The sequence below is a fragment of the Acinetobacter sp. SwsAc2 genome, assembly GCF_013391465.1.
In the GTDB taxonomy this organism is placed as follows: domain Bacteria; phylum Pseudomonadota; class Gammaproteobacteria; order Pseudomonadales; family Moraxellaceae; genus Acinetobacter; species Acinetobacter johnsonii.
In genome coordinates, this window is the sequence record NZ_JACBEZ010000035.1 from 18768 (window position 1) to 32649 (window position 13882).

General features: G+C 38.4%; 12 protein-coding genes and 1 pseudogene. 8 read left to right on the plus strand and 5 right to left on the minus strand.

Translation table 11 applies throughout. The features are described 5' to 3' along the window. Positions 1-74 precede the first annotated feature (74 nt). The gene (locus HYI04_RS13800; RefSeq protein ID WP_178896287.1) at positions 75-1373 is read right to left on the minus strand and encodes a Xaa-Pro peptidase family protein; all 1299 of its coding nucleotides are present in this window, start codon (positions 1371-1373) and stop codon (positions 75-77) included. Positions 1374-1562: 189 nt separating this feature from the next. Then, positions 1563-3284: a BCCT family transporter gene (locus HYI04_RS13805; protein ID WP_178896288.1), complete on the minus strand. Its 1722-nt coding sequence runs from the start codon at positions 3282-3284 to the stop codon at positions 1563-1565. A 323-nt stretch (positions 3285-3607) separates the two neighbouring features. On the opposite strand from HYI04_RS13805, the gene HYI04_RS13810 reads away from it, so the two are divergent. The 8 genes and pseudogenes from HYI04_RS13810 (at position 3608) to HYI04_RS13840 (ending at position 11398) form a co-directional block, all read left to right on the plus strand. Then, on the plus strand, positions 3608-4798 hold the full coding sequence (locus HYI04_RS13810; RefSeq protein ID WP_178896289.1) for an aromatic ring-hydroxylating dioxygenase subunit alpha: 1191 nt from the start codon (positions 3608-3610) through the stop codon (positions 4796-4798). Position 4799: 1 nt separating this feature from the next. Then, positions 4800-6230: an aldehyde dehydrogenase family protein gene (locus HYI04_RS13815; protein ID WP_178896290.1), complete on the plus strand. Its 1431-nt coding sequence runs from the start codon at positions 4800-4802 to the stop codon at positions 6228-6230. Positions 6231-6258: 28 nt separating this feature from the next. Continuing rightward, positions 6259-6420: pseudogene (locus HYI04_RS16980) on the plus strand (rubredoxin); the annotation flags it as partial. After that, a complete protein-coding gene (locus HYI04_RS13820; RefSeq protein WP_256733004.1) occupies positions 6409-7614 on the plus strand; it encodes an FAD-dependent oxidoreductase in 1206 nt (401 codons plus the stop codon). The pseudogene HYI04_RS16980 and the gene HYI04_RS13820, both read left to right, overlap by 12 nt. A gap of 11 nt (positions 7615-7625) precedes the next feature. Further along, the gene (locus tag HYI04_RS13825) at positions 7626-8942 is read left to right on the plus strand and encodes an FAD-binding oxidoreductase (RefSeq protein ID WP_178896292.1); all 1317 of its coding nucleotides are present in this window, start codon (positions 7626-7628) and stop codon (positions 8940-8942) included. Between the two features lie 13 nt (positions 8943-8955). Next, a complete protein-coding gene (locus HYI04_RS13830) occupies positions 8956-9309 on the plus strand; it encodes an ethanolamine utilization protein EutQ (protein WP_178896293.1) in 354 nt (117 codons plus the stop codon). Between the two features lie 204 nt (positions 9310-9513). Continuing rightward, positions 9514-10686 carry a hypothetical protein gene (locus HYI04_RS13835; RefSeq protein WP_178896294.1) on the plus strand — a complete coding sequence of 391 codons (1173 nt, stop codon included), beginning with the start codon at positions 9514-9516 and terminating at the stop codon, positions 10684-10686. Between the two features lie 97 nt (positions 10687-10783). Beyond that, positions 10784-11398 (plus strand): MarC family protein, encoded by a 615-nt coding sequence (locus tag HYI04_RS13840; RefSeq protein WP_178896295.1) that lies wholly within the window; start codon positions 10784-10786, stop codon positions 11396-11398. A gap of 44 nt (positions 11399-11442) precedes the next feature. Here the strand turns inward: HYI04_RS13840 and yddG are convergent, their stop codons facing one another. The 3 genes from yddG to HYI04_RS13855 all read right to left on the minus strand — a co-directional run bounded on the left by yddG (position 11443) and on the right by HYI04_RS13855 (position 13588). Then, the gene (gene yddG / locus HYI04_RS13845; protein WP_178896296.1) at positions 11443-12345 is read right to left on the minus strand and encodes an aromatic amino acid DMT transporter YddG; all 903 of its coding nucleotides are present in this window, start codon (positions 12343-12345) and stop codon (positions 11443-11445) included. A gap of 116 nt (positions 12346-12461) precedes the next feature. Then, a complete protein-coding gene (locus tag HYI04_RS13850; RefSeq protein ID WP_178896297.1) occupies positions 12462-13388 on the minus strand; it encodes a DMT family transporter in 927 nt (308 codons plus the stop codon). Beyond that, entirely contained in the window at positions 13388-13588 is a 201-nt protein-coding gene (locus HYI04_RS13855; protein ID WP_178896298.1) for a type II toxin-antitoxin system Phd/YefM family antitoxin, read from the minus strand. The genes HYI04_RS13850 and HYI04_RS13855 overlap by 1 nt, the downstream gene beginning before the upstream one ends. Between the last annotated feature and the right edge of the window lie 294 nt (positions 13589-13882).

Here is a 13882-nt window from a genome sequence, read left to right on the forward strand (position 1 = left end):
GTAAACCAAGTTTGGAGAGAGAGGTGAAAATTCTTCCTCTCCATAACTTTGAATTAAACTGTGTTAATTGGAAATTAATTTTCTAAAAGTCGTGACTCAAAAGGATATAAAGTTAAGACTTCAGGGCCATTTTCGGTAATTAAGACTTGATTTTCAAGTTTAACACCCGGCCCACCTTGTTTATGGCCTACGTAGCTTTCAACACACATCACCATACCGGGTTCTAAAATACCATCATAACCATAGCTGTCCCATGCATCCTTAAAGTAGATACCTGGTGCTTCGTCACATAGCCCAACGCCATGATAAAGAAAAGAGTAATGGTTATATTCAAGAGGGTCGTATTGTAAAGCCTTATGAGTCAATTCTTTAAAGGTGATACCTTCACGCAATAATTCGGTGTTTATGTGAATTTGGTCGTATGCCATTTGATAAATGCGTTTCTGTTCCACTGTTGGTGCTTGATCGCCGCATAACCATGTTCGTGAAGTATCTACACAAATGCCGTAGGCACCAATCATATCTGTATCAAATCCGACTAGATCACCATTTTGGATAACTCTTCCACTACATTCTTGATACCAAGGATTGCAGCGGGGGCCAGAAGATAATAAACGAGTTTCAATCCATTCACCTCCACGGGCAATATTTTCAGCATGCAAGTATGACCATAAGCGTTGCTCAGAAATACCAGGTTCAAGATGGCTATGCATGACGGCTATGGCTGAATCTGTGGCATGTACTGCACAGCGCATGGCGTTAATTTCGTCTTCACCTTTAATGGCTCGTGCGAGTTCCATAATGACTTCACCATTTTCAATACTGAGGCCAAGGTGTTGTAATTCTCTAATCCCTTCATCATTACATTTATCGACAGCAATTTTTTTGTTGCCTTGACCTAGTTCTAAAACGACATCATAAATTTCATGTGCCCATTTTTTTACTTGTTCATCAATACGAGATCCTGCGCAGAAATAAAACCATGAGATACATGGGCGAATTTGACTCACCACTTTAGAGTGATCAGCTAAGAAATCACAGTGATCAAATTCCCACAACACGACTTTCCCTTCTGCGGAAATATAGGTATAGCGTCCAGCATTATGTAATAGCCACACCTGCATATTCGTCGTACCTGTTGCATAACGAATATTAATGGGGTCATACAGCAAAATACCAGCTAATCCTTGCTGTTTTAATAATGCACAAATTCGATCTAAACGGTATTGGTGCATGCGATCTAAATTAGGAAGTGTAAGACCAGCTTGTTGCCATTCCGATGTGGCTAAGTCGCCAGGACCAATTTGATGCATATTCAAATGTTCAGGATGACGATTGCCAATACGATTTTGAAAGAGTTGCTTACTATTCATTTGATGTCCTTATTCCGTCTTTGTTCTTGTCCATGAAATATTAGTTTTATTACGCAATTTATGATTTGAATAGTGATTATTTTGGTGGGTGATCATGAGTTAAGCTCATGTTTTTTATCTTTTTTAATTAAGTTAAGGAGAATAATTTAAAATTATTCCCCTTAACTTAGATCCGAACCTGAGCTGGGATTATGTTTGTGTTTTAGCTTGGACTTCACTCTCTAAAAGTTTAGGGATGGAAGATTCTTCTTTGATTTCATCTCTTACTGAGTTAGTCGGGTCAGTTGAACCTTCCTTATGAAATGCTTTAAGTAATGCTCCACACATGATGGTTAATAGGATTAGGATTGGGAAACCAAACAGAATCACGGCAGTTTGAATTGCTTTTAATCCACCAACATAAAGTAATCCTAAACTAATGGAGGTCACGAAAAGGCACCAGATGAGTCGGGTTCGAATAGGAGTTTCTTTTTCTGAGCGGGTATCAAGGAAACAGAGAACATGTGTGCCACCATCTTGAGAGGTAACTAAATACGTTATCAGTAGAAGGCATGTTGTAATACTCAGAATCATACCAAACAAACCATCATCAATTGCATCGTATAAAGCAAAGATCGCGAGAGTATTGTCTTTTTGGGTTGCTTGAACAATTGGCCCACCTTTAAATTCAGGCGATGCTTGGGCAATATTGGATGTTTGAGATGTGGTTTCTGTACTTAAGCTTGAGTTTGAACTTACAGGAGTTGATGCTATATGTGTAGTTTGTTGCTTATCAAAAGCTTGGCGAGCATTTTGTTCAACTTTAAGGGCGGAACCACCAAATACACCCATCCAGATAAATGTGACTAAGGTCGGAACAAATAATACACCTGCGATAAGTTGACGAATGGTTCGACCTTTAGAAATTTTCGCAATAAACATTCCTACAAATGGCGCCCAAGTTGACCACCATAACCAATAGAATGCTGTCCACCAATTTTGCCATTCAGAGTCTTTCTGCGCATCAGCCCATAAACTCATGCTAATAAAGTGAGATGAATAGTTCCCCAACCCTTCAATATAAGAGTTAGTAATATATCGTGCTGGCCCGACACACATTAAGATCACGATCAAAATAATCGATAAAATAACGTTCAACTCAGAAATTCGGCGCATACCTGTGCCAATACCGCGAATGACAGATATAGTAGCTAAGCTAGATAGAACGACTAAAATAATAAATTGAGAAGTGACATTAATTCCCAAACCAAAAACCTTGTTCAGGCCTGCATTGATTTGTAGGACACCCATAGCAAGGGTTTGAGAAATACCAAAAGTTGTCACAACAATAACAATAATATCAACTAAATTTCCAATGGGCCCATAGATGCGATTTCCAATAAGTGGATGTAATATAGAGCGTAAAGAAAAAGGTAGACCCTTGCGATATGAAAAATAGCCGATTGCTAATGCTGTAATACAGTAAACAGACCAAGCATGTAGTCCCCAATGAAAAAAGGTGATCTGCATTGCCATGCTAGCAGCTTCATCAGTAAAGCCCTTTGTGAACGGATTACTAGCATAGTGATTCATAGGCTCTGCAACGCCCCAGAAAACTAGCCCTACACCCATAGCACAAGAAAATAACATTGCGATCCACGCAAAGTAACTATATTCAGGTTTATCAGTGTCTTTGCCTAGTTTAATTGAGCCATAACGACTAAACATGATATAGATGAGAAAAAAGCAAATACCTGTTACTGATAATAGAATGAACCACTTTGTATTGTGTAGTAAAGCGCTTGATAAATAAGAAAAAACCTCTGCTGCTTTATCTGCGTACACAGCACAGAATAAAACAAAAATGACCACTAATATTTTCGAAATCACAGATACTGCTGTGTTGGATTCAGAGATCCCTGAAGTACGCATAACTCCTCCTTGGATGCGTGGCAATCAGCTAACCACCTGTTAACTGTTTGTGTTGTCCATAAAAGAGTAGAGATATACCAGAGGTATGCTCAACTCATTTATTCTCATCTCCAAGTGAGTTTTTGTAATAAGTCAATTTTCTAAAGTGCGTAATCAGATGGAAAAAATCACATGATTAAAACTCATGTGTACCGACCAAAAAAGTCGTTTGTCTATCATCAAGATGTTTAACACAATCTCCATGAAGCAGCACATGGTGCTAACGAGTAGTTAATACCAACGCAGGGAGCACTGCGTTATTTAAAGTAAATGGAGATTATCAGATGAATAGTCAAGTTAGCCAGCAACTTATTACAGTTCAGCAAGTCGACAGTGTTTTGAACCCGATTACTGAATCAAGTGGTATGCCAAATATTGCATATACCAGTAATGAATATTTCAATTTTGAACGGGACAATATTTTAAGTAAAACTTGGGTTTGCATCGGATTTGCTTCAGATTTACCTAAAAACAATTATGTGAAGCCTGTAAATTTTATGGGTATGCCTTTGGTAATGATGCGTAATCGTGAAGGTGTTGTTAACGTGTTCCACAATGTGTGTAGCCACCGTGGAATGATTTTAGTGCAAGAAGAAGGCACTATTGAAGGTGTGATTCGCTGCCAATATCATTCTTGGAGCTATGACATCAATGGCAACCTAAAAGGCACGCCTCATGTAGGTGGTATTGGTCAGCATAAAGATGAACGTTTCAAGTGTGAAAAGCATGGTCTAAAAGCGCTCCGTTCAGCCATTTGGATGGACATGGTATTCATTAATATTTCAGGAGATGCTGCATCATTTGATGAACACATTGCACCTGTTACAGAACGTTGGAAAGAATTCTTAGGTGAAAACGATTTAGATTTAATTCGTACCAGTAAAATCGGTTCAACTTTTCAACTGCCTGTAGAAAGTAACTGGAAACTTGCAGTTGAAAACTACTGTGAAGCATACCATTTGCCTTGGGTACATCCTGCCTTAAATACTTACTCGAAGCTTGAAGATCATTACAACATTATGATTGAAGAGCGTTTCTCAGGCCAAGGTAGTTATAAATACAATTTATCGGCAACTGCAGGGACACATTTACCTATTTTCCCAAGCTGGCCTGAAGATAAATTACGCCAAGCGGAATATTTGTCTATTTTCCCAAATGCACTTATTGGTATTCAGGCTGATCATGCCTTTGCGATTATGTTAGACCCAGTTGCACCTGAAAAAACGATTGAAAATCTTCGTTTGTATTATGTTGGCGACGAATCATTAGACCCTAAATATGATGAATGCCGCAAAGCAACTTTAGAATCATGGAAAGTAGTCTTTAGTGAAGACGTTTTTGCAGTTGAAACGATGCAGAAAGGTCGTCATTCCCCGGGCTTTGGTGGAGGTGTTTTCTCTCCTGAAATGGATCTACCAACTCACTTCTTCCAAACATGGTTAGCTACTCAAGCTAAAAAGGCGTTGGAGGCATAACATGCAACACTATCTTAATTTTTTTGATGGTCAATGGCGAGATGCTTCTCGCCAATTGGAAATTATCAACCCAGCAACCGATAAAGTTTTTGCAACAGTAGCTCGTGCAAGTATTGAAGATGCAGATGCCGCGATGGCAGCGGCTCGACGTTGTGTGAATAGCGGTGCTTTAACTGATGTACGTCCTGCAAAACGTACGGCGTGGATGTTAAAAGCAGCAGAAGCAATTCGTGAAATTGCTGAAGAAGGTGCCTTAATTCTGTGTCGAGAAAATGGCAAAAATGTTGATACAGCACGTGAAGAGTTCGATGAAGCAGCCCGCTATTTTGAATACTATGCTGGTATGGCTGATAAAATTGAAGGTATCTCGGTACCTTTAGGTAAAGATTACGTTGATTTCACCTCATATATTCCAATGGGTGTATCAGTTCAAATTGTACCTTGGAACTTTCCTGTTTCGATCTGTGCACGCTCGCTAGCGCCTGCTTTAGCAGCTGGTAATGCGGTTGTAATTAAGTCACCTGAAGTGTCACCTTTAGGGATGGTTTTACTTATCAAAGCTATTGAGAAAGCAGGTTTTCCTCAAGGTGCAGTGAACTTACTATGTGGTAAAGGTTCAGAAGTTGGTGCTCATCTGGTTAAACATCAAGATACAAACCAAATTGTATTTACGGGCTCTGTACCTACAGGTCAACGTATTTTGAAAGATGCGGCTGAACGTGCAACACCTTCTGTAATGGAATTGGGTGGTAAGTCAGCTGCAATTGCGTTTGCTGATGTTGATCTTGAGCAATTACTACGTAGTGTGAAAGTTGGAATCTTTTATAACTCTGGGCAAGTTTGTTCAGCGATGTCTCGCTTATTGATACACCGCAGCCGCTATGAAGAAGTTAAAGCAGCTGTCGTTAATCTTGCAGAGGGTTTAACCGTAGGTATTGGCGAAAGTAATGCTGAACTGACACCTGTTGTATCAAAAGATCAGCAACAACAAATCCTTGCCATGATTGATAAGGCACGCGAAGAAGGTGCAAATATTTTAACAGGCGGGAAAGCAGCAGATCTAGAAGGTTACTTCGTCCTGCCTACCATTATTGAAGCTAAAGATGACATGTCGATTGCTCAACAGGAAGTTTTTGGTCCCGTAATGGTAATTATGCCTTTCGATGACGAAGATCAAGCAGTTGCAATCGCTAATGGTACGGACTTTGGACTTGTTGCAGGTGTATTTGGTGAAAGTTTGAATCAAACACTTCGAGTAGCAAACCGACTTATTGCTGGTCAAGTCTTTGTTAACGAATGGTTTGCAGGTGGTATTGAAACTCCATTTGGTGGAGTTGGTCTATCTGGTTTTGGTCGTGAAAAAGGGCAGGAAGCCATCTACAGTTATGTTCAAACGCGCAATATCGGTATCCGTTTGAAACATAGCGTGTAATTTGTAAGAAATAAGGGAAATAGACACGATGAGAAAGTGGTTATGTATTGTCTGTGGCTGGATTTACGATGAAGCGAAGGGCTGGCCTGACGACGGAATTGCTCCGGGTACCAAATGGGAAGACATTCCTGAAGATTGGATGTGTCCTGAATGTCAGGTTGGAAAAGCTGACTTTGAAATGCTTGATATCACAGATGATGTTCTTGAAGAACCTGCAATTGCTAGTCTGAATGTGATTGAACCAATCGTGATTATTGGAAGTGGTCATGCTGGGTATCAATTGGCTACAGCATTACGCAACCAATCAAAAGAAGTGTCTATTACCCTATTTACAGCAGATGATGGTGCAATTTATAGCAAACCTTCTTTGTCGAATGCTTTGGCATTAGGTAAGGATGGGGAAAGTTTGGTACGAGAGGCAGCTTTAAGTTGGGAACAACGTTTAAATGTGCGTGTTTATGCTCATACACATGTTAAGCAGATTGATCGTGTGAATAAAAAGATTCATACCTCTATTGGCGAATATCCATATGGACGTTTAGTTTTAGCGACTGGTGCAAGTCCAATAACTATTCCAATTCAGGGGGATACCTCTGATGTCTATAGCGTAAATGATTTAGCCGATTACCGTCTTTTCCGCGAGAAGTTAGCAGCTAAACAACACGTTACTATTTTAGGTGATGGATTAATCGGCTGTGAATTTGCCAATGACCTCGCTGCGCATGGTCTTAAAGTGACTGTGGTCGGGTTGGGTCAATCAGCGATGGGGCGTTTAATTCCCGAAGAGTTAGGCTATGCATTACAACATGCCCTTAGTCAAATTGGGGTTGAATGGAAGCTACAGAATAGTATTCAGTCAATTCAGAAGGTAAATGATAGTTATCAAGTTCAGTTACAAGATGGGCAGTTATTGGAGACGGACTTAATTCTAAGTGCAGTGGGTTTACGTCCAAATATCACATTAGCACAAGCAGCAGGCTTAAATACGTCTCGTGGAATATGTACAAGTCTAGATCACCGTACCAGTGATACATCTATTTTTGCCTTAGGTGACTGTGCAGAAGTGGAAGGTCAATGGATGCCTTACATAAGTCCGATTAATCAAGCACTTCCAGCTTTGACGGATAACTTGTTAGGTAGAGCTCAAAAGACTCAATTACAAGAAAGTCCTGTAATTGTAAAGACACCAATTTTACCGCTTTCGCTACTACCTGCAATGGGTGAGGGAAAATGGCATGTTGAACAGCATGATGGTGAATGGTGTGCAGGTTTTTATGATGCCACAGGTAAGTTAACTGGCTTTGCCTTATTGGGACGTCAGTTGCAACAAACTCGTAGTCAATGGCTTGCAAAAATTAACTCTCATCAACCATCAATAGTTTAAGGAAGAACAAGATGATTGCTTTACCGAATGATGATAATACTTGTGGATGGTATGCCGCTTTACCGCCTGCAACACCAGCTAAAAAGTTAGTTGGTACACAAAAAGCCGATTATGCAATTATTGGTGCAGGTTTTGCTGGCTTAGCGGCGGCACGTCGTCTTGCGGAGTTAAAACCAAATGCCCGTATTATTTTAATTGATGCACAACGTGTTGCAGAAGGTGCATCTGGTCGTAACTCTGGTTTTGTGATTGATCTACCTCATAAATTTGCATTAGGGCATCCAGATCCAGCGCATAAGCAAAAGTTATTAAGTTTGAACCGAGCAGCAATTTCTCAATTACAAGGTTTGGTGGAAAAACACAATATTGAATGCCAATGGTCTGCTGCAGGTAAATATCAGGGCGCTATCGGTGAACGAGGTGAAGCACATCTTCATCACTTTGAACACTTGATGAAAGATCTCGGCGAGCCGTTTCGCTGGGTAGAAAAAGAAGAGTTGAAAAAGGTTTTAGGAACAGATTATTACAGCCGAGCGATTTTTACTCCTGGTTCTTATTTAATGCAGCCAGCAGCTTTGGTTCGAGGTATGGGTGAGCATCTACCTGAAAATGTTGAATTATTAGAGCAATCTCCAGTTCGTAGTTTGGATCAGGAGAGTGGTCAATGGGTACTCCAAGGTGATCATGGTTCAATAACCACCCCTAAAGTGCTATTGGCTACCAGCATTTTTACAAAAGAATTCGGCTACTTAAAGAATCGTTTGTTACCTGTTATGACGTTTGCAAGTTGGACTCGTCCTTTAACTGATGAGGAAATGAAGCGTTATCACGGCCAATTGGATTGGGGACTTACTCCTGCTGATCATGCAGGTACTACCTTACGTATGACTGCTGATCGTCGTATTTTGATTCGGAATACCTATAAACATGTACCAAAGTATGGTGCAAATGTGAGTGACGAAACCCGTCGTTGGATTCAAGAAGATCATCGTAAGGCATATTTAGCACGCTATCCAGAGTTAGCAGATGTTCCATTCACCCATACGTGGGGTGGTGTTTATGCAATTTCACGCAACTTCACTAATTTCTTTGGTCAGTTAGAAGATGGTGTGTATGCCAGCGCTTGTGACAATGGGGTTGGCGCTGCATGGGGAACTATTTCAGGAACATTATTGGCAGATTTGGTTGTCGGTACAGACTCCACGGCTTTAAAAGATATCCAGTATGTGACAGGTATGCCAAGTTTAAACCCACCAGAACCATTTTTAGGAATTGGGGTAAAAACGCGTATTGCATTTGAAAAATGGCGCAGTCGTAGTGAATTGTAATCAGGATAAAGATATGAAAGAAGTGAAGTTAGTTGATAGCGCCAAACTCGATTTTAATTTACGTGGCGAAACTCCAGATGGGACTGCTTATGTTGCAAGAGCAGTCGGAGCAGATGTTTCTCCTAATATGGGGATTGGATTTGCGCGTTGGGAAGGGGCAGAAGTCACTTGGAAATTGCTTTATGACGAAGTGATTTTTGTAATTGAAGGGTGTTTTGAATTAACAGCCAACGGTCAAAAATATGAAGTAAAGCCTGGGCAAATGTTATGGATACCTGAAGGAACAGAACTTGTTTATGGTGGGCATGCATTATTTGGTTATGTGGTACACCCAGGAAATTGGAAAGAGTTACACGGCTTAGCATAATTACTGGAGTAATGGCTTCCGTTAAATAATACCCCCTCGCTGTTTTATGTAATCTTTTTATGTTATAGGCCTAAAACAGGCCTATAACAATCAAATTAAAAAACATCAAATTTGGGAATTTCACCTGAAGGGAGAGGTGTGGCCTAAAAAATTAGAAAGCAGGAAGAGTTTTCTAGAAATCTTCATTTAAACAAGGACATGTAAATGAAAAAGACATTTTTAAAAATTGGATTCGGCTTGGTGAGCTGTGGGATAGCAATCCCTACTTTTGCTGGTATAACTTTTGGTGATCCACAAGGTAAGGCGGGTGCATTGACGGTCTCAGGAGCAGTCCGTGCCAACTATCAAGATAAACATTATGGTGAATCTGCCTCAGATCAAAAAATAAAATTTGATGCTGCAATTTTACGCTTAGGTTACGAGTCCCCAGATTGGTTTGGTAAAGCTGAATATCGTTGCTATCAGTACGATACCTTCTGTGATTTTTCAACTCTGGTTTCAGGTTATCTAGGTTATCGCTTAAATCCAACAGATAATATTACTGTAGGTTTACAACCGATTCCATTTGGCCAAGGACGTTATTGGGATAGCAGCTTCTATGCTGGTATAAACAATACCATGGGGCTTCAGGATGCATTAGATTTGGGTGTGAACTATCACTTCGAAATGCCTACGGCCACTAAAGTCGATCTCGCTTATTTCGCTACAGATGGCGGGAATTATCATGGTGCAAGTAAAGATGCTGCACGTTATACAGCCAATGTGGTGTCATCTTCAGATCCACTTAAAACAGATTTAAATGAAAAAAACATGTGGATGGCTCGTGTAGATCAAGAACTAAAATTTTTAACGACAGAGGATCTAAAAGTATCCTTAGGTGGAAGTTACTGGTATTCAGAAATTGAAAATGAAAAGGCTTCGACCGATGGAACAAGAAATTCTTGGGCACTGTTCAACCGAGTTAATTATAAAAATTTAAATGTAGTCCTTACAGGCGGTAAACAATCAATTAGTAATAAAGATGCGTTGAGTGCTCATAGTTCAACTTTTGGTTCTTTCGATGGGGAGTATGATATTGCTAATAAAGGTTATTTCTACACTGTAGACACAAGTTATGTCTTTAAGAATGTCCGAGATTCGCTCAATGTGACCCCGTATATGGTGTTCAGTGGGTTCAATAAAAAAGAACAAGGTTTTGATGACTCACAGCGAAATATTATTGGTGTCGCATTAGATTATAAAAATGTCACGTTATATACCGAATACTTAATGAGTAAGAACGATCCATTTGTAGGAGGAACAGGTGTTTCATTGGCAGCTGGTGATGATGGCAAGTGGAACAAGCTTTTGAATGTCATGTTGGTTTATAGCTTTTAGAAAATCATCAACTGTTTTTCAGACTTAAGTAGCTACATTTTTTTAAAATTTTCAGGAAGTTAATAACTTCCTGAACTTGTTTTCAGGATATCCAATAATGACATCACCATATTTAACGACCTTTATTTTATTCTTTTCTTTATTAAATCCATTCTTGATGAGTATCTACATGATTGGGTTGATTAGACATACCGAGACTAAGGTATTTAATCGAGCGCTCATACAAGGTGGCTTAATTGCATACATTGTTTTTCTTCTTTTTGCTTGGGGTGGTGAAGCGATTTTTAGTCAGTATTTAAATGTACGGTTCGAATCATTTTTAATTTTTGGAGGGTTAATCTTTTTAGTCATTGGCTATAGATTTGTCTTTCAAGGGGCTGAAACGATCGGAGAAATGCGCGGTGCACCTGAGCATCTTGCTGGAACAGTCGCGATGCCTTTTATGATTGGACCGGGGACAATCAGTGCAGCGGTTGTCACAGGAATGAGCATGTCGATTGGAGAAGCTGCTCTTATTATTGCTTTCACATTATTTTTAACTTGTAGTGTGCTGATCATCATGAAACTATCGCATGACCACTTAAAGTCTAGTCATGCAAAATATATTGATCGCTATTTTGATATTGTTGGAAGGCTTGCAGCCTTACTAATAGGAACAATAGCTATTGATATGATTGTGAACGGAATTACTAAACTGATTGAAAAGGTGTAATAATTTTAAAAGCCAAAGAGTTTCTTTGGCTTTTTTATAGAAGATTAAGTAGCTAGCTTTATTTGAGGTGCTTGTTTTTTACGAATTGAAAGCCAACAGATAATTGATCCTATAGTTACAATAGTTGCACCATACCAAAAATTGGTAGATAAGCTTGAATTTAAAACTATAACTGAAAATGCTGATGAGAGCATTGGTGAAAAATAGGAAAGCATTACTAAAACTGGCATATTCCCTTTAATGATGCCGACATTCCATGCTAAATACCCCATTGCAAAAAACAAAGCATTTATCAAGATGAAGATATAACTAGTTATGCCACTGATATGCGGTAAATGAATACCTTGGGTCGAAAAAGTAAGTATCCATAAAGCTATTGCGGTTAGTATAAAATACAACGATATAGCATTCGTACCATTACTATGCTTTTTGGTATAAATACAATATACAGCCCAAAGTAATGATGCTAAAAATATTAATAAATAACTGATGGGATTTTTATAAAAGTTATCAATGAAATTAATTCCAGGGTGATAGTTAATCATCACAATGCCTGAAAAACTAACAAGCACTCCTGTTATGGTCAAATAATTTACTTTTTCTTCTTTTAAAAAGGCAAGCATTAAAATGATTAAGGTGGGCCATAAACTAAAAATGATGTTCATTTCAATCGATTTTTCAGATGAGTTTGCTAACGTAATTGAGAATGCAAAGCACAATTCAAAAATAACAAATAGCAGACTGGATACGATTAAAAATTGTTTAGAAACCTTTTTAAAATCAGGTAGTCCATAAGAAAAATACAGAATTACCGCGCTTAATGTATAGACGTAAGTGACCGTATAGATGGGGCCAAATACTTCAGTTGATAGTCTTAATAAACCGACTAAGGTAGACCACAATAAGAGCGCTAAAATACCTATGCTGGTTGCAATCTGACGGTTCATTAGAGTTAACTGATTTAAATAAAGCTAATAATAATTTTTTACTTGGTAGTTGAGAAGCTAAATTCACATGATGATTTTTCATGGATTAATGAGTTTTTCTTATAGACATTTTTTTATCAAAGTTTGAGTCTATTTTTGGAAAAAGTGATGATCATTACACCTATTATGTTGAGTATACATCCAACCCATTGGATTAAATTTAGATGTTCGTCTAAAAACAATATTGCTAAAAAAATTGTTAAAACAGGACCAACAGAAGAAATGATGGAAGATTGAGACGCTCCCAAGTGTTCAATGCTAAGTATAAGTAAAATAGTGGGTAAAACAGTAGCAAATATCCCAAGCCCTATTCCATACCAAACAATACGATTAGGAAGTTCAGTTAACAAGGTCAAAGGCTCAGGTGTTGCTAAAAAGTAATGTGTAAAAATACAACAGCAGGCAATAGATAAAGATAATCCTGTTAAATTTAATGAACCAAATTTCTTAATGAGTGGAGGGGTAAGAAGTAAATAACAAGCAAATGCAACAGCACTAGCGAATACTAAACTAGAACCTAACCAGAAGTTATTTTGGTCAGTTAAGTTTTTTTGCTCTTGTAGCATGACTAAAACTGTTCCGCCATAGCTTAAAATTAAAGCAAAAATAACTTTTAAGTTCAGTCTCTGCTTGAAAATGATACTTGAGGCAATAACTGTTAATGTGGGATACAAAAAGAGAATAATTCGTTCTAAGGATGCGCTAATGAACATGAGTCCAAAAAAATCAAGCCAACTTGAGATGTAGTACCCTAATGAACCTGTAATAATAAGTAACAACCAATCTTTAAGTTTAACGCTGTAATACTTGTGCCGTCCGAACCAACATAGTATTAGAAAGAATGGCAAGGCACTTGCCATTCTTATCACCATTAATGTTGTCGCATCTAAAGCAGGGGAGAGAGCATAAGCTTGCTTAATAAAAATTGCTTTGGTGCTAAACAAAAAAGCAGAAAGAAATGCAAATACTGAACCGATCTGATATGTGGAAAAGTTGAGCTTCATTAAATCTTTTCATTTGAGGCATTTTTTTTGAGATAAGCTGTATCAAATTCAGCTTTTTTATAAGCTTCGTAAGATGATTTACTAATGATTACTGCTGGCTCTCGTCCTCTACGAGTAATTTCTACAGGACAGCCCGCTGCTGCTTGATCCATTAGTGTAGATAATTGAGCTCTGGCATTTGAATAATTCCAGCTATTCATTCTGATTCCATTTAAGTCCTTATATGATCAAGAGAATAGAGACGTGCAGGATTTTGCTCAAAGGATTTATTTTCAATCTTACATGACTTTTTGTCATGGTTAATATCAGAAAACTCTATTTTTAACTTTATTGAAATTAAGTTTGTGTAAACTTACATAATGTAAGATATTAGACTTCCTTCATAAATCATTTTTCAATCAATTTAATTGTTTATCTTTCACGCAATCTAAATTGTATATGCCAGCAAGTAAATTAAACCGCAGGTTTAATCTTTTACGACGATTTCTATATAC